The sequence below is a fragment of the Intrasporangium sp. genome (assembly GCF_035280925.1).
Taxonomy (GTDB): Bacteria; Actinomycetota; Actinomycetes; order Actinomycetales; family Dermatophilaceae; genus Intrasporangium.
In genome coordinates this window covers 1-20,217 of sequence record NZ_DATEEY010000197.1, presented here as the reverse complement: position 1 = coordinate 20,217, position 20,217 = coordinate 1, and the positions used below count along the sequence as shown (strand labels likewise).

The following is a 20,217-nucleotide window of genomic DNA, read 5'->3' as shown; positions in this document are numbered from 1 at the left end:
GCGGACTGCACACTCGAGCGAATGTGGGGGCTCGCGCCGTCCGCGGGCGCTGGCTCGCGTTGTCAGGAGTGGTCGGGGGCGCCGATAGACTTCCGCGGGTGAGTCTGCATCTGTTCGACACCGCCACCCGTGAGCTGCGCGCGTTCGTCCCGCGCGAGAGCGGCAAGGTCGGTATGTACATCTGTGGACTCACGACGCAAGGTGCTCCGCACATCGGGCACATCCGGTTCGCCGTCGCTTTCGACGTGCTCCGGCGCTGGCTGGAGACGGGGCATGACTATGACGTCACGCTGATCCGCAACGTCACCGACATCGACGACAAGGTGCTCCGCAAGGCGGCCGAGGCCGGCGAGGACTGGTTTGCCCTGACCTACCGCAACGAACGCCTGACGAGCGAGGCGCTCGACGCGCTGGGGGTCAAGCCGGCGACCTACGAGCCGCGGGCGACGGGTCACGTGCCAGACATGGTCTCGCTCATGGAGACCCTCGTCGACAAGGGCCACGCCTACCCCGCGCCGGACGGCTCGGGTGACGTCTACTTCGACGTGCGGTCATGGCCTGAGTACGGGTCGCTGTCCAACCAGTCCCTCGACGACATGGTGGCGGCTGAGGATGCCGATCCGCGAGGCAAGCGGGATCCCCGCGACTTCGCCCTCTGGAAGGGCCGCAAGTCCGACGAGCCGCTCAACGCGTCCTGGCCGACCCCGTTCGGAGTCGGCCGTCCCGGGTGGCACCTCGAGTGCTCCGCCATGGCCCGGCGCTGGCTCGGCGACGAGTTCGACATCCACGGCGGAGGCATCGACCTGCGCTTCCCGCACCACGAGAACGAGCAGGCGCAGTCGCGGGCCGCGGGGCTGGGTTTTGCTCGGTACTGGCTGCACAACGCGTGGGTCACCGTCAAGGGCGAGAAGATGGGCAAGTCGCTCGGCAACGCCCTCGAGGTGCGGCGCCTGCTCGAGGTGACCCGGCCGATCGTGTTGCGCTACTACCTCACGGCGGCGCACTACCGGTCCACCATCGAGTACCACCCGGGCTCCCTCGACGAGGCGGCCGCGGCAGTGGACCGGATCGAGGGCTTCCTCGACCGGGCGGCCCGCCGTGGCGAGATCGCCGTCGCCGAGGACGGTGAGGCGTCGCGAGCCCTCCTGCCAGCGGAGTTCGTCGAGTCGATGGACGACGACCTCGGCGTCCCGGGGGCGCTTGCCGTCATCCATGAGACCGTCCGGGCCGGCAACGTCGCCCTCGACGATGGGGACGACGAGGCGGCGCTCGGGGCAGCCGCCCGGGTCGCCGCGATGAGCGAGGTTCTCGGAGTGAACCCGCTTGCGCCGCAGTGGGCGACGAGCGGCGACACGGCGTCGTCGGCCGTCGAGGCGGCCCTCGACGCGCTGGTGCAGGCGAGGCTCGGGGAGCGGCAGTCGGCGCGTCAGGAGCGCGACTTCGAGCGGGCCGACGAGATCCGGGACGAGCTGGCCGCCGTCGGCATCGCGATCACCGATACGCCATCTGGCCCTGAATGGTCGCTGGCCCGGGCCAACGGCTCCGGATCACCGACCAGTGCCCCAGGTCAGGAGGCCTGACATGGCAGGCAGCTCGCAGCGCCGGGGCGCGGTACGCAAGGGCGGCAAGAAGGCCACCGTCGGGTCCGGCGGACAGCGCCGGCGTGGACTCGAGGGCAAGGGCCCGACCCCCAAGGCGGTTGACCGTGAGTACCACCCCGCCCACAAGCGAGCGAAGGCTACGGCCAAGGGGGCAGGCGCGGGCGGCTCTCGCGGGGCGGCCGGGACGGGCCGTTCGCAGCGGCGCGCCAAGGGATCGAGCGAGATCGTCGCGGGCCGCAACTCGGTCGTGGAGGCGCTTCGAGCCGAGGTTCCCGTCTCCACGATGTACGTGGCGACGCGGATCGACTCCGACGACCGCGTCAGGGAGGCGCTCAAGCTGGCGAACGAGCGCGGCCTGGCGGTCCTCGAGGCGCCGCGCGGTGAGCTCGACCGGCTCACCGACGGCGCCGTCCACCAGGGCCTGGCCCTGCAGGTGCCGCCCTATGCGTACGCCGACCCGAAGGACCTCATCGATCCCGAGTCGCCCGGCATCCCGCTCGTCGTCGCCCTCGACGGGATCACGGACCCGCGCAACCTCGGAGCCATCGTCCGGTCCATCGCGGCGTTCGGCGGGCACGGTGTCGTCGTCCCCGAGCGTCGGTCGGTGGGCATGACCGCGTCGGCCTGGAAGACCTCGGCAGGAGCCGCTGCCCGGATCCCGGTGGCGAAGGCGAGCAACCTGACCCGGACCCTCGAGGACTTCAAGAGGGCCGGCTTCTTCGTCCTGGGCCTCGACATGGACGGCGACGTGGAGCTGCCCGACCTCGAGCTCGCGTCGGAGCCGCTCGTCGTGGTGACCGGCTCCGAGGGCAAGGGGCTCTCGCGGCTCGTCCGGGAGACCTGCGACCAGATCGTCTCCATCCCGATGAGCTCGGCCGTCGAGTCGCTCAACGCGGGACTGGCCACGGGCATCGCGCTCTACGAGATCGCCCGCCAGCGCCGCGCATGACACGTGCGGGCAGGCCCAGCCACGGGCGGAGGGTGGCGCTCCCGGGGAGCGGGCTCAGCGGCATACCACTGGATGGGACGGGGGAACCCCGGCAACCGTCCGGGAGTTGGTTCCTGGGGATGTTAGTGTCTCCTACGACCTGTAGTAACGATTGGACGAGGTGACTCGTGGGGAAGAGCAATCGCGCCGAGGTAGCGGCGCGCGCTGCGGAGATGCGGGCCACGCAGGCGCGCAAGGAGCGGCAGCAGAAGCAGATGATTGCGGCGGCGGTAGCGGTCGTCGTCGTCATCATCGCCGTGGCCGTGGGCGTCGTGGTGGCCAACAACAACGATGGCGGTGGCCAGGCGACGGCATCCGACACCGCGTTCGTCCCCAAGCTCACCTCGATCCCCGCGTCGGCGTTCGACGCGGCCGGCGCCCCGGCCGAGGCCAACGCGGTGCCGCAGAAGGTCCAGGGCGGCGAGGTCCTCATGGAGGACGGCAAGCCACGGATGATCTACGTCGGTGCCGAGTTCTGCCCGTACTGCGCCTCGGAGCGCTGGGCCATGGTGGCGGCCCTGTCGCGCTTCGGGACGTTCGAGGGCCTCGAGCCGACGCGGTCCGCCGTGAACGACGGCAACATCCCGACCGTCACCTTCACCGGCGCGAAGTACACCAGCGACTACCTCTCGTTCAACGCGTGGGAGACGAGCGACCGCGAGTTCAAGCCGCTCCAGACCCTGCCGCCGGAGGTTGACGCGCTCTTCAAGAAGCACAACCCCGAGGGCGGCATCCCGTGGACGTTCTACGGCACGCACGAGCTGCCCGGCTCGGGGATCCCGCTCGAGCCGCTCCTGGCCCACACGGGTGACAACGGCTGGAACGAGATCGTGGGCCAGATGCAGACCGGCACCGGCGACGTCGGCAAGTCGATCAACGCGAGCGCCAACATGATCTCGGCGCAGGTGTGCGAGCTGACCGGCGGCCAGCCGGCCAACGTCTGCACCAGCCCCGGAGTGACGGCAGCGGCGGCCCTGGTCCAGAAGTGATCACCCGACCCCGGTGGCTCGCACCGACCTCGCTGATCCTGTCGGTCGTGGGGTTGCTCGTCTCGGTGTACCTGACGTACGAGCACTACACCGGCAACGAGACGCTCGCCTGCACGGTCACCGAGGTCATCGACTGCGGCAAGGTCACCTCGAGCGCCTGGTCGACGTTCATGGGCGTGCCGGTGGCGCTGCTCGGGCTGCTCTTCTTCGTGGCCCTCACCATCCTCGTGCTGCCGTCGGTCTGGCGCCGGCCCGAGCCGTGGCTGGACTGGATCCGTTTCGGGTTGCTGACGGTCGGGCTGGGGATGGCGCTGTACCTCGTCTGGGCCGAGCTGTTCGAGATCCACGCCATCTGCAGCTGGTGCACCGTCGTGCACGTGGTGACGTTCGCGCTGTGGATCATCGTCCTGTTCGGGCAGATCCTCTCGACACGCAGCGACGAGGTCAGCGCCGGGCCCGGCGATGCTGGCGGATCCGGGAACGACGCGGAGAGCCCGGTCAGTCGTCCCAGGCGATGACGGGCATCTCGACGGTGTCGACGCCGACGACCGATTTCTCGACGGGCTTGCTCGGCAGCACCGTCGCGACGTAGTCCGAGAGGGCGGCGTCGATGGGGGTGTCATGTCCGGCGAGCTCGCTCATGTACCAACGGTGCTCGAGGACCTCGTGGAAGATCTCTGCCGGCTCGAGGCGGCTGGTGAGCTCGCGCGGCACGGACCGGGTGATCGGCTCGTAGACCTTCGTCAACCATTCGTGCGCGACGATCTCCTCGTCGTCGCCCTGCCGGTCGGTCGCGGCGGCGTAGGCGTCGAGGTCGTTGAGCAGGCGCCGGGCCTGGTTCTCGCCGACGTCGAGCCCGGTGAGGCGGAGCAGCCGGCGCGAGTGGTGGCCAGCGTCGACGACCTTCGGCGTGATCTGGATCTGGGTGCCGCCGAGATCCGTCGTCATGGTCAGCTCGTCGACGTCGAAGCCGAGGTCGTTGAGCCGACGGATGCGCTCGTCGACGCGCCACCGGTCCCCGACCTCGAACCGCTCCGTGCCGGTCAGCGCCTCCCACAAGGAGTGGTAGCGCTCGATGATCGAGGCCGCCACCTCGAAGGGGTCGGCCTGCTCCTCGAGGAACCCGCCGGCCTCGAGGTCCATGAGCTCCCCGGCGATGTTGACCTGGGCGATGTCGAGGTCGTGCTGCCGCTGGCCGTCGCTGAGGCGCTCGTGGAGCTCGCCCGTCTCGGCGTCGACGAGGTAGGCGGCGAAGGCACCGGCGTCGCGCCGGAAGAGGGTGTTGGACAGCGACACGTCGCCCCACCAGAAGCCGTCGAGGTGGAGTCTGACCAGGAGCAGGGCGAGTGCGTCCATGAGCCGCACCGCCGTGTCCGGACGGAGCGACTGGCTGAAGAGCACCCGGTAGGGCAGCGAGAACTGCAGGTGCCGGGTGACGAGGCACGAGTCGAGGGGGCGGCCGTCGGCATCGAGTCGGCCGTGGACGACCCCGAACGGCTCCACGCAGGGCACGCCGAGACGCCGCAGGTTGCGCAGCATCCCGTACTCCCGGTCGGCCAGCTCGGACTTGATCTCCTTGATGGCCAGGACCCGGCTGCCGAGCCGGACGAAGCGCACGACGTGGCGTGAGATGCCGCGCGGCAGCGCCGCCAGCACCGACGCGGGCCAGTCCTCGAGCGGCGTCGACCACGGCAGGTCGAGCAGGGCCGACTCCGGGCGTGCCGTGGTGATCGCTGGGCTCACCGCCCCATCGTGGCACGTCAATCCCGTATGCCGCTGGGCTGGCTCGCGCACGGAGCGACCGGGAGCGCAGTGGCTGGGAGGGCAGGGGCTGGGAGGGCAGGGGCTCGGCGGGCTGTGGCTCGGAGGGCAGGGGCCGGGAGGACCGGTGGGCTGGGAGCGAGCTCAGCGGCATACGGCATGACGCTCTTGCCAAGGCACAGGGGCCCGCGCCGCGGTCGGCGCGGGCCCCTGCGCGTTGGGGCGACGGTCAGTCGCTGATGCGCTCACCCGAGTCGGCGTGGAAGATGTGGACGTGGCCGGTCTTCGGCCGCAGGAAGACCTGCTCGCCCTTCTCCGGAGGACGCCGGCCGTCGACGCGCGCGATGAACGGTGCCTCGGTCGTCTCCTCACCCTCGATGTCGACCTGCTGGGCCTTGGCGGAGCCGTAGATGTACGCGTCGGCGCCGAGCGATTCGACGACGTCGACGGTGACCGGGATGCCGGCGTTGCCGTCGGCCGTCTCGAGGTCCTCGGGGCGAACCCCGATGGTCACGTGCGAGCCGGCGTCCTTGAGCAGGTCCCGTTCGACGGGGACGACATGGCCACCGACGTCCACCCCGCCGTCGACGACGGGGGCGTCCAGCAGGTTCATCGCGGGGGAGCCGATGAAGCCGGCGACGAAGACGTTGGTCGGGTGGTCGTACATCCGCCGCGGGCTGTCGACCTGCTGCAGGACGCCCGCGTTGAGCACGGCGACCCGGTCGCCCATGGTCATGGCCTCGACCTGGTCGTGCGTGACGTAGACGGTCGTGACGCCGAGGCGGCGCTGCAGCGACGCGATCTGGGTGCGGGTCTGGACGCGCAGCTTGGCGTCGAGGTTCGACAGCGGCTCGTCCATGAGGAAGACCTGCGGGGAGCGGACGATGGCGCGGCCCATGGCGACGCGCTGACGCTGGCCACCGGAGAGCGCCTTCGGCTTGCGCTCGAGGTACTCGGAGAGGTCGAGGATCTTCGCGGCCTCCTCGACGCGCTTGCGGATCTCGGACTTGTCGACTCCGGCGATCTTGAGCGCGAAGCCCATGTTGTCGGCGACCGACATGTGCGGGTAGAGGGCGTAGTTCTGGAACACCATCGCGACGTCGCGGTCCTTGGGGGACAGGTTCGTCACGTCGCGCTCGCCGATGAGGATGCGGCCGGCGTTGACCTCCTCGAGGCCGGCGAGCATGCGGAGCGCGGTGGACTTGCCGCAGCCGGAGGGGCCGACGAGGACAAGGAACTCACCGTCCGCGATCTCGATGTTCAGCTTGTCGACCGAGGGCCTCGGGTTGCCCGGATAGGTCTTGGTCGCATTGTCGAACGTCACTGTTGCCATTGGCGTCTTTGCCTTTCCTTCACCGGCAGGAACGTGCCGGACGATCCGTTGTAAAGGCGCCCCGGGTTGGGGCCTTCTGATCATGTCGTATGCCGCTGGGCTTGGTCCACACGACAGCCCGCCTCCGAGCCGGGTCGGGTTGGGGTCGGGTGCCGTCGATCACCCCTTGGTGCCGCCGGCGGTGAGGCCGGCGACGAGGTGCTTCTGCGCGAAGAAGAAGACGATGCCCGCGGGAATGACGATGAGGATCGCGGCCGGGGTCATCAGCTCCCAGAGCGGCAGCGAAGGGGGTCTGGGGACGAAGGTCTGGAGGCCGTAGGCGAGCGTGAACTTGTCGTTGGTGTTGATGAAGGCGCTGGCGTAGGCGACCTCACCCCACGCGGTCAGGAACGTGTAGAACATCGTCACGGCCAGGCCGGGGCGGGCGAGCGGCAGCACGACGCGCCAGAAGGTGCCGTAGGGACCGAGCCCGTCGACCGAGGCCGCCTCGTCGAGGTCCCTGGGGATCGTGTCGAAGTACCCCCGCAGCATCCACGTGCAGAACGGCACGGCGACGGTGCAGTAGGCGATGACGAGGGACGCGTGGGTGTTGATCAGGCCCAGCCTCGACATGATCGCGTAGATCGGCACGATGAGGATCGCCACCGGGAACATCTGGGTGATCAGGAAGGTCCACATCAGCGACCGCTTCCCGGGGAAGTTGTAGCGCGAGATCGCGTAGCCGGCGGTTGCGGCCATCGCCACCCCGAAGATCATCGTGAACGTCGCGACGACCACCGAGTTGCGGAACCAGATGAGGAAGTCGGTGTTGGTGAGCAGGTTGCGGTAGTTCTCCAGGGTCGGATCGTCGATCAGCGCCAGCGACCCGAGCTTGTCCTTCGGCTTGATCGAGGTGAGGGCGATCCACACGACCGGGAAGATGGCGATGAAGGTCGTCAGGAGCAGGGTGGCATGGACGCCGATGCTGGCCAGGGGGGACCGGTGTCCGCGGGGGCGGGGCTTGCTCATGATCACCAGACCTCTCCCTGCTGGCGCAGGAAGTAGCGATAGCCGATGGAGTAGACGATGAGGATCGAGAGGATGAGCACGCCGTAGGTGGCAGCGAGGGAGTAGTCGCGGATGCCCTCGAAGGCGGCCTTGTAGGCGCCCGTCACCAGGATGTCGGTCGTGCCACCGGGCCCACCCCTGCTCACCAGGAAGATGATCGGGAACATGTTGAACGTCCAGATCGTCCCGAGCAGGATCACCGACGCCGAGACCGGTCGCAGGCTCGGCAGCGTGACGTTGCGGAATCGCTGCCACGGCGTCGCGCCGTCCATCTCGGCCGCCTCGTAGAGCTCCCCGGGCACCGACTGCAGGCCGCCGAGCAGCGCGACCATCATGAAGGGCACGCCGAGCCAGATGTTGACGATGATGACGGCGGTGAGCGACTTGGCCGTCGTGTCGAAGAAGTCGATGCGCTCCTGGCCGAGGGCGGCCAGGATGCCGTTGATGATGCCGTAGTCGCGGTCGTAGATGAACTTCCAGGCGAAGGAAGCGACGAAGGCCGGGATCGCCCAGGGGATGATGAGCAGCACGCGGTAGAGGCCGCGTCCCTTGATCTCACGGTTGAGCAGCACGGCGAGGCCCAAGCCGATCGTGTAGTGGAAGACGACGCAGGCCACGGTCCAGATCAGCGTGGTCCGCAACAGCTGCCAGAAGTTGCCCACCTCGCCGGTGAGCAGGTTCGTGTAGTTGTCCAGTCCGATGAAGCTCCACCTGTTGGGGTTCGGCTCACAGACCTCGGCACCACCGAGCGTCTTGCTGCACACCTCGGCGGCCTGGTTCGCCTCGTTGAGGTCGGTGAAGGACATGAAGATGCCCTGGACGAGGGGATAGAACACGAGGAGCGCCAGCACGACGACGACGGGCGTCACCATCGCGTACGCGTACCAGTACTTGTCAAAGTTGGCGCGCAGCCGTTGCATTCCTGCTCCTTGGGGCAGTGACGTGGTGGGGGCGAACGTCCAGCGGTGGCGGCGGGACGGGCCGTCCCACCGCCACCGCAGGGTTCAGCGAGGGTGGCTCACTGGGTGGAGTAGTCCTTGACGACCTCCGTCTTGTACTTCCGGGCGACCTCGTCGAGCGTGGTCTGGGCATCCGCGCCCTGGACGAGCGCCTTCGTCGCCGCCTCGTCGAGCGGGCCGAACAGCTTGCCGCCCTCCGGGATCCAGGCGCGCTCGACAGCAACCTCCATCACCGGCTTGAACTCGCCGATGATCGGGTTGCTCACCTTGTCGTAGGCGGACGCGCGGGTCGGGAGCAGACCCAGTGTGTCGGCCAGCTTGGCCTGGCTCTCGGCGCTCGCCATGAACTTGATGAACGCGATGGCCCCGGCCGCCTTCTCCTGCGGCATGCCGGACCAGACGACGTAGTCGTGACCGCCGACGGGGGCTCCGGCCTTGGCGGAACCGGCCGGGACCGGCGCGATGCCGAGGTTCTCGAGGCCGCCGAAGGTCGTGGCGCCCTTGATGTTGTTGACCTCCCACGGACCGTTGATGATCATCGCGGCGTTGCCGGCCTTGAACTCGTTCATCATGGCCGTGTAGGCGTCCGTGGCCGGCGGCTTGGCGAAGCCGGGGGACTTGAGCAGCTCCTGCTCCTTCTCGACGCCGGCGACTGCCTCGGGGGCGTTGACGGTGATCTTCTTCGCCTCGGGGTCGATGAGGTCGCCGCCCTCGCCGTAGATGAACGGCAGCATGAAGTACCCCTGCGGGTTGAGGTAGACGCCGGTCTTGCCGGTCTTCTCCTCGATGGCGGCGGCGGCCGCCTTCAGCTCGTCCCACGTCTTGGGCGCCGCGGTGATGCCGGCATCGCTGAGCAGCTTCTTGTTGTACATGAGCGCGAGGGAGTCGGTGACCTGCGGGACGCCGTACGTCTTGCCGTTGTACTTGGTCGAGCTGGACGGGGTCGCGAGGAAGTCGCTGGCGTCAGCGGTCAGCTCGGTGCCGTCGAGCTCGTAGAGGTAGCCGAGCGAGGCGAACTCCGGCACCCAGGCGACCTCGGCGCGCAGGATGTCCGGAGCGCCCGACTTGGCCGCGGCAGCGGTCTTGAACTTGTTCTGCGCGTCACCGAACGGGACCGACTGGTAGTTGATCTCGACGTTCGGGTAGGTCTTGTTGAACTCGGTGATGAGCTCCTTGAAGGCGGGCGCCTCGTTCGTGGCGTCGGACGTGTCCCACCACGTCAGGTCGGCCTTGATGTCAGCGGGGTTCGCGGTGGGCGCGCTCGTCTGGGACGCGGGCTCGTTGTCCGTGCCCGAGTCGCTGCCACATGCGGCGAGGGCGAGGCTGAGGCCCGCGACGGCCGCGGCGGCCTTGGCGGTGCGACGCATTCTTGCTCCTTGGTTGGGTGAAAGACCTTGGTGACCGGAAGTGAAGCACCCGTTGCAAGTCTTTGCAAGAATTCCCCCGAACTTGCTGAAAATCTATGCAAAACTGTTGCGAGGCCGTAGCCTCCTGCCATCCGCTCGCCCGACGGCCGAGCTGGGCAAGCGCAGCAGAAAGGCGGCTCGTGAAGGCAAGACTGAGGGACATCGCCGTCCAGGCGGGGGTGTCCGAGGCGACCGTCTCTCGCGTCCTCAACGGCAAGCCGGGCGTCGCGGAGGGGACCCGCCAGTCGGTGCTCACGGCTCTCGACGTCCTCGGCTACGACCGCCCCAGCCGGCTGCGCCGCAAGAGCGCCGGGCTCGTCGGTCTCATCGTCCCGGAGCTGACCAACCCGATCTTCCCGGCCTTCGCGCAGGAGATCGAGAACGCGCTCGCCCAGAACGGCTACACACCGGTGCTCTGCACGCAGACTGCCGGGGGAGTGCACGAGGACGACTACGTGCAGATGCTCCTCGACCGCGGTGTCGCCGGCATCATCTTCATCTCCGGTCTGCACGCCGACACGAACGCCGATCCCCAGCGCTACACCGGACTGCGTGAGCGCGGCCTGCCGCTCGTCCTCGTCAATGGCTACATCGACGGCGTCGACGCGCCGTTCATCTCGAACGACGAGGTCGCGTCGATGGGGCTCGCCCTCGACCACCTCGTGAGCCTCGGCCACCGCGAGATCGGGCTGGCGGTCGGCCCGGACCGGTTCGTCCCGGTCATCCGCAAGATCGCCGGGTTCCGCAACTCGATGCAGACGCTGCTGGGCCGATCCGACCTCGACGACCTCATCGAGCGCTCGCTCTTCTCGGTCGAGGGCGGAGCGACCGCCGCGGGCCGGCTCATGGACAAGGGCTGCACCGCCATCGTCTGCGGCTCGGACATGATGGCGCTCGGTGCGATCCGCGAGGCGCGCAGGCGAGGCCTCAACGTGCCGCGGGACATCTCCGTGGTCGGCTACGACGACTCGACGCTCATCGCCTTCACCGACCCACCCCTCACGACGGTGCGCCAGAGCGTGTCCGCGATGAGCGCTGCCACGGTGCGGGCGCTGCTCGACGAGATCGCCGGCCAGCCCTCTCCCCGGGCGGAGTACGTCTTCCGGCCCGAGCTCGTCGTGCGCGGCTCGACCGGCGCCCTCCGCCGCTGAACAACCCGATCGAGTGAACGGCTTTCGGGCCTTTCCGACCCGAAAGCCGTTCACTCGACTGGGGACATGAGTCCGTATGCCGCTGGGCTCGCTCCCGTAGCGGGCCCGGCCCTCATCGAGTGAACGGCTTTCGAGGCCTTCGACCCGAAAGCCGTTCACTCGATTGCTCGGCGGGTGGCGAGGAGCTGCTCGAGCGCAGCGACGACCGCGGGTATGTCGTCAACGCGGTGGCGCGCCGCGGTCGAGCCCGGCCCCACCTTGACCGTCACGTCGTCGGGTCGGGTCATCCGCGCGAACACGTCCTCATCCGTCACGTCGTCACCGAAGTACATCCGGGCCGTCACGCCGCGGTCCCGACCGAGGGCCGTGACGGCGGAGCCCTTGTCAGCGTGCGACACCGACAGCTCGAGGACCGCCTTGCCCTTGAGCACCCGGACCCCGGGATGGGTCAGGGCCACCGCGCGAGCCTCCGCGACCGCCGCGTCGGCGACCTCGCGCGCAAGGCCGCGCGTGTGCACGACGACCGCGGCGGCCTTGTGCTCCACCCAGGCCAGCGGATGCCGCTCGGAGACCAGACGAGTGATGTCCGCATCGAGTGCTGCCAGCCGAGCCTCGTCCTCGGTGCTCACCGCGGCGGCCTCCATGGCGGATCGGACGGCCGCGCTGGTCGACTCGGCGCCGTGGCTGCCGATGAGCACGATCGGCTCGTCCGCGTCGACCGAGGTCAGCGCTTGCAATGTCTCGAGGTCGCGGCCCGACACGATCGCGACGGTCGTCGCCGGCAGCGCCGCGAGGGCCCGCAGCGCCTCCATGCAGCCAGCTGCGGGTCGCACCGCCATCGGGTCGATGTCGAACGGTGCGAGCACGCCGTCGAAGTCGGTGGCCAGCAGCAGCGACTTGGATGCGGCCGCCCTTCTGAGCGCTTCGTCCCAGGGATCCACCGGCGTCACTCGCGTGCGCCGGTGCTCGTGGTGGCGGGCTCGCCGTCAGAGATCGCGAGCGAGTCGACGGGCGCGAGCGGCGCCGACTCCGGTGGGGCGACCGGCGCGGACGCCACCTCGCCGCGGGCGTCGGGCGGCGGGTTGTCAGGCGCAGCGTTGAGCGCGGCGAGGAAGCGGCGCGCCCAGCGCTGGACGTCGTGGTCGGCCACGCGACGCCGTAGGGCACGCATGATCCGCTGCTTGTCCCGGCTCGGCGTGTGGACGGCACGGAGCATCGCCTGCTTGAGGCCCTCGATGTCGTGCGGGTTGCACGCAAAGGCCTGGTGCAGCTCGTGCCAGGCGCCGGTGAACTCACTGAGGACGAGCGCGCCGCCGAGGTCGTGGCGGCAGGTGACGTACTCCTTGGCGACGAGGTTCATCCCGTCCCGCAGCGGCGTCACGAGCATGACGTCCGCGGCCTGGAACAGTGCAGCCATCTCCTCGCGGGGGTAGGAGTGGTGCAGGTAGTGGACCGCAGGAGCGCCGATCTTGCCGAACTCGCCGTTGATGCGCCCCACGGTCTGCTCGACCTCCTCACGGAGGAAGCGATAGGCCTCCACGCGCTCTCGGCTCGGAGTCGCGACCTGGACCAGGGTCACGTCGGGGGGTCTCAGCTGGCGCTCCTTGAGCAGTTCCTCATAGGCCTTGAGCCGGTGCCGGATCCCCTTCGTGTAGTCGAGCCGGTCGACCCCGAGCATGAGGACCTCCGGGTCCCCGAGGCTGGCGCGGATCTGCTTGGCGCGCTCCCGGACGTCCGGCCGCTTGGCGAGTGCCTCCAGGCCCCGGTAGTCGATGGAGATCGGGATCGCCGAGGCTCGGACCTGGCGGTGGGAACCGTCGCCGAGGGCCACCCGTTCGCCCTTCGTCTTGAGGCCGAGCAGCTGTCGGCAGGCCCGCACGAAGTTGCGGGCGTCGGCCTGCCGCTGGAAGCCGAGGAAGTCGGCGCCCAGGAGCCCCTCGAGCAGCAGAGCGCGCCACGGCAGCTGCGCGAACAGCTCGACCGGCGGCCACGGGATGTGGTTGAACCAGCCGATGCGCACGTCGGGCCGCAGCTCGCGGATGAAGGTCGGCGCGAGCTGGAGCTGGTAGTCGTGGACCCACACACAGGCGTCGGGCGCGGCCACCTCGGCGACCGCCTCGGCGAACCGGCGGTTGACCCGCTCGTAGGCGGCCCACCACTCGCGGTGGAAGGACGCCGGGACGATGACATCGTGGTAGATGGGCCAGAGCGTGTCGTTGCTGAAGCCCTCGTAGAAGTCGCGGATCTCCCCGGCATTCAGGCCCACGGGCCGCAGGTGCATGCCGTTCTCGTCGAAGGGGGCGGGTGGCTCGCCGGCGTCACCCGACCAGCCCACCCAGGCGCCGGGATTGGACTGCATCACCGACTCCATCGCGGTCACGAGGCCCCCGGGGCTGCGCTGCCACTCGACGTTTCCGTCCTCGTCGACCTGCTTGTCGACCGGGAGGCGGTTCGCCGCGATGACGAGGTCGAAGGGCTTCGTGGAACTCGTCATCGAATCATCTCCTCGCGGTACACGCTCATTGGTGAGCCGCGTGCAGCGGTCCGGGCCGAGCGCGCCTTTGATGTGTCTCACTCTAGTCACCGAGGTCTGGCGCCCCGGAGGTACCCGTTCTAGGGTCAACCCAAGGGAGATCCGGGCAGGTCGCCGGAACCTCCACCTACCCGACCGCCGAGGAGGGCAAGCGTGAAGATTTCAGATGTTTTGCGCAGAAAGGGTGACGCGGTCGTCACCGTCCGGTCCGACGACACCGTGTCGACCCTCCTCGCAAAGCTTGCCGAGCACGGCATCGGTGCCTGCGTCGTCAGCGCCGACGGGACGCACGTGGACGGGATCGTCAGCGAGCGGGACGTCGTCCGTCACCTCCACTCGTCCGGGCCCGGCATCCTCGAGGGCACCGTGGCCGCGATCATGACGAGCGACGTCACCACCGGGACCGCCGGCGACGACATCGCCGACTTGGCGGGCACGATGACCGAGCTGCGCGTGCGCCACGTCCCCATCCTCGACGCGGACGGCAAGCTGGCCGCCATCGTCAGCATCGGTGACATCGTCAAGCAACGCCTGTCCGAGCTGCAGTCGGAGCGCGACCAGCTGCGGGACTACATCACTCACTGACATCGCAGACTGAGACCACGGACTGAGGTCGGGCTCGCGCGAGGCGGGCTCGCGGAGCCTCGCGGTCAATTACCGTAGGGGCATGGCTGCGCACGACCGAACCCGCTGGGTGTCCCCACCCCCATCGGGTGCGCGGCGCGCCGGGGCGGACGGGGACGGCGACTCCGGCCAGCCTGGGCATGAACGCATCGGCAGGTACCGGCTCGTCGAGGAGATCGGCGAGGGCGGGATGGGTGTGGTCCACCTGGCCCTCGACCCCCGCGGGCGAGCCGTTGCCATCAAGGTGCTGCGCCCCCACGTCGCGGACGACGACGAGGCGCGGCTGCGGCTGCGACGCGAGGTCGACACGCTCTCGCGGATCCGCGACCACCGGGTGGCGAGCGTCGTCGACGCTGATGTCATGGCCTCGCGTCCCTACATCGTGACGCGGTACGTCGCCGGTCCTGCCCTGGACGACTGGGTCGAGGATCACGGGCCTCTCGACCCCGACGCGTTGCTGCGCCTCGCGTGCGGCACGGCGGAGGCGATCCGCTCCATCCACGCCAGCGGTGTCGTCCACCGTGACATCAAGCCGGGCAACGTCCTCCTCGAGGACGGCGAGCCGGTTCTCATCGACTTCGGCATCGCCCACATCCAGGATGACGTCCGCCACACCATGGGGGGACTCGTCATGGGCACGCCCGGCTACCTCTCGCCGGAACTCGTCGAGGGCGCTCCGATCACGGACGCCACCGACTGGTGGGGCTGGGCGGCGACGATCACGTTCGCTGCGTCGGGCCGGCCCCCCTTCGGCCGCGGCCGGATGGATGTCGTCCTCGCCAAGGTCCGCGCGGGCGAGGTCGACCTCGACGGCGTCGACCCTCGACTTGTCCCCCTGCTCCGGGCCTCCCTGTCTCCCAGCCCTGCCCAGCGCCCGCACGCCGACGAGGTGATCGACGCGCTGGCGCGTTTCGCCTCGGGGAGGGCGGCCACCGTGCCCCACCCCCGCGGTGGTCCCCGGGACGACGCCACTCCCGCCATCCCGCCATCGGCCGGCTCCACCGAGGTCTTCCAACCGCGGGGCACGGCGGTCTTCCCATCAGTCGACGATGCTCCCGGCACGCCGGCCTCGTCGCCCTTGGCCGCCGCCGCTGCGAGCGCCGGGGCGGTCGCGCCCATGCCTCCTCCGACGGGACCGGCCAGGGCCGTGGCACCCGCCCCGGTCGCGCGTACCCCGCAGACCCCGCCACGCGCCTGGCCGGCGGCTGGTCGGGGAGCGAGCTCAGCGGCATACGGCGAAGTTGACGACGTCGATGACGAGGGTCTGAATGCCACTGTGCGGGAAGGTGATCCACGGATCGGCTTGGCGAAGCGGACCGGAACCCTGTGCGCTGCGGCAACGGCGTGGCTGGGGCTGCTCGCGTTGTGGCCCGGGGTCGCGGTCGTCATCCTGGTCGCCTGGTCAGTCATCGCGCGCGCTGTTGATCGGTCCATGACGGGACTCGTGCTGCGGCGGTACGACTACGGCAGGCGCTCCAGCGACCTCCCGTGGGCGGTGGTCACGAGCCCGTGGCACCTCGCCCTGGGCGCGGTCGCCACGGTCCTCGCGATGATCCTTCCCGTCGCCGTGGCATTCGCTGGCGTCTTCTCGGCGGCGCTGATCCTCGGTGGAACCTCCGGCAGCGAGCTCGATCCAGGCACGCCGGTCACACTCGTCGTCGCCGGTGCGCTGGCGCTCGCGACGGTGTGGTGGGGCCCGGGTGGGGCCTCCCTGCGCCGCGGGACGCGCTCGATCGTGCGCACCCTGGCCCCCGACGGCCTGCCTGCGCAGGTCGTGGCTGCCACGCTGGCGACCGGGGGCGTGGTGCTCGTCATCGTGGCGCTGAGCCGCGGGGCGAGCAGCACCTGGGCGCCGTTCGGGGGCAGCCCCTTCGGGCCGTGACGCGCTGTTTGGCGGGCGGAATGTGTTGCCCGAGAACATGTAAAGGAATGGTCAAGACAAGATCACGAAAACGTCTCGGAGTGTCTTGTCTCAGGCGGATTCGTCACGTAGCGTCAACCGTCATGGCCTCCGCGCCCCACGCGCAGCGGTCCGTCGGCACCACACTGGCTCCACACGTTGTGGCACAAAAGTGAAGAAAGCCACCCAATAGCGGTCCCTGATGCGCCGAGCCTCGCGAGCCAGGGACGTCACCCGGTTCACCGGGTCCGCGCGAGGACGGGGGACCCACACGGCCGGCGACTTGCCGGCTTGGGGTGAAGTCGCCGAGCGCGACGGGGCCAACCTGACGGCCCCAACCCGACAGCTAACTCCGCAGGCGCCCGTCAGGAAGGAATCACCCATGCATTACCAGTCGAAGCATGCTGCCCCGAAACACCCGCGGGTCAAACAGCGGATGGCAGGGGTCGGCCTGGCTGGCGCCGCCACGGTGCTCGGCGGCATCGCGACCGCCGGATCGGCCAAGGCGGAGGGTTCCGTCTGGGACCGCGTCGCCCAGTGCGAGTCCGGCGGCAGATGGCACATCAACACCGGCAACGGCTACTACGGCGGACTGCAGTTCTACCAGCCCACGTGGGCGGGCTACGGCGGCCTGAGGTACGCGTCGCGTGCCGACCTCGCGAGCAAGTCTCAGCAGATCGCGATCGCCCAGCGGGTCCTCGCCTCGCAGGGTCCCGGAGCCTGGCCAGTGTGCTCCGTGCGCGCCGGACTGACGAGGTGGAACGGTGGCGCGACGAGCGCCCCCGTCAGGGCCAGCCGCAGCTCGACCAGCTCGACGACGCAGAAGACGTCCACCAGGAAGTCCTACGCGCCGCAGCAGGATTCACGCTCGACCGGCACAGGGGCGAGGATCACGGTGCGGGCTGGTGACACGCTGTCCGAGCTCGCCGCCAGGCATGGGGTGCGCGGCGGCTGGCAGGCTCTCTACAGCGCCAACCGCGGGAGGATCAGCAACCCCAACCTCATCTACGTCGGCCAGGTCATTCGCCTGCCGTGAGCGCGGACCGGCCTGCCTGGGCCGGGCGGCCCCGTGACCACTTCCCCCTGGGTGGTCGCGGGGCCGTCCTTCTTTCCCGTATGCCGCTGGGCTCGGTTACGCTTTCCGCGTTCCTCACCTGCCCGGCGAGGATCCGCTGGCGTGGCGCAATCGGTAGCGCACCTGTCTTGTAAACAGGTGGTTAGGGGTTCGAGTCCCCTCGCCAGCTCGAAAATCCTTGGTACACAACGGGCGTGGGGGAGGGGCGCCTCCTGTTTCCCACCTGTTCTCCAGATATCAGGTGGAGGCGTCCCTAAACCGGGGCTGGCCTGCGGAAACGTCCCTCCGCCGGGCTCTCGGGCGCGGTCCTTGTGTCCGCTCATGTCCGACGGCCGTGACCTCTTATCGCACGCCTAGCACGTGGATCGCATGACAAGTGGGTGCCGCTCCTGTGGCGCGGGCGGAGCTTGGCGTCACGTCCGGTAAACGTCGCGTCGGTGCTCGATGCGCAGGACCATGACCTCGTGTTTCTCCTCGTTGATCCGGTAGAGGACGCGGTAGGTGCCGCGGCGCGCCGTGTGGATGCCGGCCAGTTCCCTGCGCAGCGCCTTGCCGACTCTGCGCGGGTTCTCCACGAGGGCGCCGGTCAGAAACTCGATCACCGCCGCCGCGATCGCGATCGCTTACGCCACCTTCCCGACGGCAGACCGGAAGACAGACCAACAGCAGCCGTTCCCGCGGTAGATCCCGTGGTCGCCCCTATCCCTCGGCGTGCTGCGCGGGCTCAGGCCGGCCAGGGAAGGTCGGTCCGGGTCCGCCGTCCTTTGGCCGGAGGCCGGGCTCGCCGTCGGGACCCGCGGCGGCGTTTCAACTCACGGGCTGGAGTCGCCGTCGGCGTTCGATGGCGGTCACCGCCGCGAGGACCAGGGCCACGAGCATGCTGATCATCAGGGCGGGGATCGTGAGGTTGGCGCCCAGCGTGTGCAGGCCGGGTTGCTCGAAGAGGTCGGGGGTCTTCAGGCTTTCCCAGCCGTCTTCGCCGAGCCGGCTCACAGCGGCGAAGAGTTCGATCAGGTTGCCAAGTAGTGCCAGCGGCAGGGTCACCATGAGGATGCGCAGGCAGATGCGCTGCGCTTTCGTGGTTGCTTGCCTAAGCTGACGCCGGGCCAGCACGAGCGCGCTGATGAGCAGTGCCGGTGCGAGGACGTGGAAGGCGATGTGGGGGTAGGAGTCCCCGATGGCGGTGTTCACCGCCGGGGAGGCGAAGGCAAAGATGGCGACGAACGGCATCCAGACCAGAATCATCAGTCTGACGGTGCGCATGATGACGGTGACTCCCTTCGGGTTCGGGGACGCGAATGCCCCCCAACGTAAGAATCCGAAGGGCAGCGCGCATCGGCCCTTTCGCCTAACTCGCGGACTGGGAGTCCTGCTGCTCACTGCGCCAGGCCAGAACGGCATGGACCCTGCGGTTGTCGAGCGGCCCCTCTGGGAGGTCGAGCTTGGTGAAGACCGACCGCAGATGCGCGTCCACGGTGCGCTGCGAAAGCACCAGTCGCGCGGCGACGCCGGCGTTGGACAGACCTTCGGCGAGCAGTCCGAGGACCTCGGCCTCTCGCGGCGTCAAGCCCTCGAGGCGACGAGCCGGCGGTGGTGATGGCGTGGGCTGCTCCGACGGCGCCATCGGGACTGTGAGCGCTCGCGTGCAGCCGACGACCACAACCACCAAGGCGGCGTACATGCCCAAGACGACGGCTATCCCGCCCAATCCAGCAACCGCGCCGGCTGCACCGCACAGCATGACCAGGGCCGCTCCGGAGAGAGCCGACGCGGCCACGATGGCCAGTCGTCGCCCGGCCTCACCATCAGTTCGGACCGCAGCCACCACCGCGGACAAGGGGCCTAGCAGGACGCTGGCGAGGAACAGCGCGTTGATGGCCATCCCGATCGTCTCGCCCAGCGCCCAGCCCACCAGCGCGTCCGCCCGGATCGGCTCGAACTCACCGAAGAACAGCGCGAACGTGACGATCGCCATGGCTCCGAGCAGCAGCACCACCGCGAGCGGCATGCGGGTCGAGCCCCGGCCGAGATAGCGGACTGCGAGCAGCGGAAGCAGCGAGAACGCAGCGATGACCGGCAGGTGGGCGACGCCGGCAAGCACAGCCAAGAACCACGTCGCGAACGTGTTCGGAAGCACCTCCGAGGAGATCACCGCGATGGCCCAGGCACCGGGGTAGCTCATGGCGATTACAGCCAGCGCCGCCACCGACCGACGCCACCTGACCCATCCGGCGCCAACTCTCTGGTAGGTGCGCAACAGCGCACCGGCCGCTACCAGCGCCGCGACCAGGACGGCATAAGCTGTCGCGGCCACAGGTTCGGCGACGACACGAGACGCGATCACTAGCCCACTCACGATCAGAGCGAGCCCGCCGATCAAAGCGGTGAAGCCCATAGGACTAGCATCCCCCGAACGCAGCGCTCCGTGCAGGGGGCTCGGTGAGACGCAAGTGGAACCTCTGGACATGAGAGGCGAGTGAAGGGATGAGGAGACGCGCGGCGAACCACGTCGCTAAGTCGCATCACCGGCAGGGCCTCGCCCCACTGGTCAGGAGCGTGCGAGCGCTAACCACATGGTGGGTGCCGTGACGCCCGGCCCTATACGGGCGCCTTGACGCGCCGCTATGACGTAGCTTGCATGTGCCCTGCCAGCCAGCTGGCGATCTGGGGCACATCGAGCTGCCCTGCCGCGGCGTCGACCATCAGGCGCTCGGCGTCGTCGACGTCGTACGTCAGGTCCCGCCCGTTGAGTAGGCAGAAGACACGGGTCGCGGACCATGCCAAGCGCTTGTTCCCGTCAACCAGGGCGTGGTTGCGCACCAAGGAGTGCAGCAGCGCTGCGGCCTTGTC

At 69.2% G+C, this 20,217-nt stretch carries 19 protein-coding genes, 1 tRNA gene and 1 riboswitch; of the genes, 9 read left to right on the top strand and 11 right to left on the bottom strand.

What is annotated here, in order from left to right; all coding sequences use genetic code 11:
* Positions 1 to 98 precede the first annotated feature (98 nt).
* From cysS to VJN29_RS17770, 4 genes are all read left to right on the top strand, one after another.
* A complete protein-coding gene (gene cysS / locus VJN29_RS17785) occupies positions 99 to 1,580 on the top strand; it encodes a cysteine--tRNA ligase (RefSeq protein ID WP_324144975.1) in 1,482 nt (493 codons plus the stop codon).
* A 1-nt stretch (position 1,581) separates the two neighbouring features.
* Positions 1,582 to 2,550: a 23S rRNA (guanosine(2251)-2'-O)-methyltransferase RlmB gene (gene rlmB, locus VJN29_RS17780; RefSeq protein WP_324144974.1), complete on the top strand. Its 969-nt coding sequence runs from the start codon at positions 1,582 to 1,584 to the stop codon at positions 2,548 to 2,550.
* Positions 2,551 to 2,717: 167 nt separating this feature from the next.
* Positions 2,718 to 3,578: a DUF929 family protein gene (locus VJN29_RS17775; RefSeq protein ID WP_324144973.1), complete on the top strand. Its 861-nt coding sequence runs from the start codon at positions 2,718 to 2,720 to the stop codon at positions 3,576 to 3,578.
* Entirely contained in the window at positions 3,575 to 4,096 is a 522-nt protein-coding gene (locus VJN29_RS17770) for a vitamin K epoxide reductase family protein (protein WP_324144972.1), read from the top strand. Before VJN29_RS17775 ends, VJN29_RS17770 begins: the two co-directional genes overlap by 4 nt.
* On the opposite strand, the gene VJN29_RS17765 is transcribed toward VJN29_RS17770, so the two are convergent.
* The 5 genes from VJN29_RS17765 to VJN29_RS17745 all read right to left on the bottom strand — a co-directional run bounded on the left by VJN29_RS17765 (position 4,077) and on the right by VJN29_RS17745 (position 10,045).
* Entirely contained in the window at positions 4,077 to 5,321 is a 1,245-nt protein-coding gene (locus VJN29_RS17765; protein ID WP_324144971.1) for a DUF4032 domain-containing protein, read from the bottom strand. The two genes, VJN29_RS17770 and VJN29_RS17765, sit on opposite strands and share 20 nt — an antisense overlap.
* 247 nt (positions 5,322 to 5,568) lie before the next feature.
* Entirely contained in the window at positions 5,569 to 6,672 is a 1,104-nt protein-coding gene (locus tag VJN29_RS17760; protein ID WP_324144970.1) for a sn-glycerol-3-phosphate ABC transporter ATP-binding protein UgpC, read from the bottom strand.
* A 159-nt stretch (positions 6,673 to 6,831) separates the two neighbouring features.
* A complete protein-coding gene (locus VJN29_RS17755) occupies positions 6,832 to 7,680 on the bottom strand; it encodes a sugar ABC transporter permease (RefSeq protein ID WP_324144969.1) in 849 nt (282 codons plus the stop codon).
* Positions 7,681 to 7,682: 2 nt separating this feature from the next.
* Positions 7,683 to 8,639, bottom strand: a complete 957-nt coding sequence (locus tag VJN29_RS17750) for a sugar ABC transporter permease (protein WP_324144968.1) — start codon at positions 8,637 to 8,639, stop codon at positions 7,683 to 7,685.
* A gap of 98 nt (positions 8,640 to 8,737) precedes the next feature.
* A complete protein-coding gene (locus VJN29_RS17745; RefSeq protein ID WP_324144967.1) occupies positions 8,738 to 10,045 on the bottom strand; it encodes an extracellular solute-binding protein in 1,308 nt (435 codons plus the stop codon).
* Positions 10,046 to 10,224: 179 nt separating this feature from the next.
* On the opposite strand from VJN29_RS17745, the gene VJN29_RS17740 reads away from it, so the two are divergent.
* Positions 10,225 to 11,235, top strand: coding sequence for a LacI family DNA-binding transcriptional regulator (locus tag VJN29_RS17740; protein WP_324144966.1), 1,011 nt, complete (start codon positions 10,225 to 10,227; stop codon positions 11,233 to 11,235).
* 155 nt (positions 11,236 to 11,390) lie between these two features.
* Here VJN29_RS17740 and otsB read toward each other — a convergent pair whose 3' ends face one another.
* Positions 11,391 to 12,176, bottom strand: a complete 786-nt coding sequence (otsB, locus tag VJN29_RS17735; protein ID WP_324144965.1) for a trehalose-phosphatase — start codon at positions 12,174 to 12,176, stop codon at positions 11,391 to 11,393.
* A gap of 5 nt (positions 12,177 to 12,181) precedes the next feature.
* Positions 12,182 to 13,729 (bottom strand): trehalose-6-phosphate synthase, encoded by a 1,548-nt coding sequence (locus tag VJN29_RS17730; RefSeq protein ID WP_324144964.1) that lies wholly within the window; start codon positions 13,727 to 13,729, stop codon positions 12,182 to 12,184.
* 192 nt (positions 13,730 to 13,921) lie between these two features.
* Between VJN29_RS17730 and VJN29_RS17725 the strand changes: the two genes are divergently transcribed.
* The 4 genes from VJN29_RS17725 to VJN29_RS17710 all read left to right on the top strand — a co-directional run bounded on the left by VJN29_RS17725 (position 13,922) and on the right by VJN29_RS17710 (position 17,536).
* Positions 13,922 to 14,353, top strand: a complete 432-nt coding sequence (locus tag VJN29_RS17725) for a CBS domain-containing protein (RefSeq protein ID WP_324144963.1) — start codon at positions 13,922 to 13,924, stop codon at positions 14,351 to 14,353.
* 82 nt (positions 14,354 to 14,435) lie between these two features.
* Positions 14,436 to 16,274 carry a serine/threonine-protein kinase gene (locus VJN29_RS17720; RefSeq protein WP_324144962.1) on the top strand — a complete coding sequence of 613 codons (1,839 nt, stop codon included), beginning with the start codon at positions 14,436 to 14,438 and terminating at the stop codon, positions 16,272 to 16,274.
* 248 nt (positions 16,275 to 16,522) lie between these two features.
* A riboswitch (cyclic di-AMP (ydaO/yuaA leader) is annotated at positions 16,523 to 16,669 on the top strand.
* A 5-nt stretch (positions 16,670 to 16,674) separates the two neighbouring features.
* Positions 16,675 to 17,328, top strand: a complete 654-nt coding sequence (locus VJN29_RS17715; protein ID WP_324144961.1) for a transglycosylase family protein — start codon at positions 16,675 to 16,677, stop codon at positions 17,326 to 17,328.
* 135 nt (positions 17,329 to 17,463) lie between these two features.
* Positions 17,464 to 17,536 (top strand) — tRNA-Thr (locus VJN29_RS17710).
* A gap of 244 nt (positions 17,537 to 17,780) precedes the next feature.
* Here the strand turns inward: VJN29_RS17710 and VJN29_RS17705 are convergent.
* From VJN29_RS17705 to VJN29_RS17690, 4 genes are all read right to left on the bottom strand, one after another.
* Complete coding sequence (locus VJN29_RS17705; protein WP_324144960.1) at positions 17,781 to 17,969, bottom strand: type II toxin-antitoxin system RelE/ParE family toxin; 189 nt, start codon at positions 17,967 to 17,969, stop codon at positions 17,781 to 17,783.
* A 205-nt stretch (positions 17,970 to 18,174) separates the two neighbouring features.
* A complete protein-coding gene (locus VJN29_RS17700; protein WP_324144959.1) occupies positions 18,175 to 18,612 on the bottom strand; it encodes a hypothetical protein in 438 nt (145 codons plus the stop codon).
* A 103-nt stretch (positions 18,613 to 18,715) separates the two neighbouring features.
* Positions 18,716 to 19,723 carry a helix-turn-helix transcriptional regulator gene (locus VJN29_RS17695; protein ID WP_324144958.1) on the bottom strand — a complete coding sequence of 336 codons (1,008 nt, stop codon included), beginning with the start codon at positions 19,721 to 19,723 and terminating at the stop codon, positions 18,716 to 18,718.
* A 266-nt stretch (positions 19,724 to 19,989) separates the two neighbouring features.
* Positions 19,990 to 20,217: type II toxin-antitoxin system death-on-curing family toxin (locus VJN29_RS17690; protein WP_324144957.1), on the bottom strand; the 228-nt coding region annotated here is incomplete at its 5' end.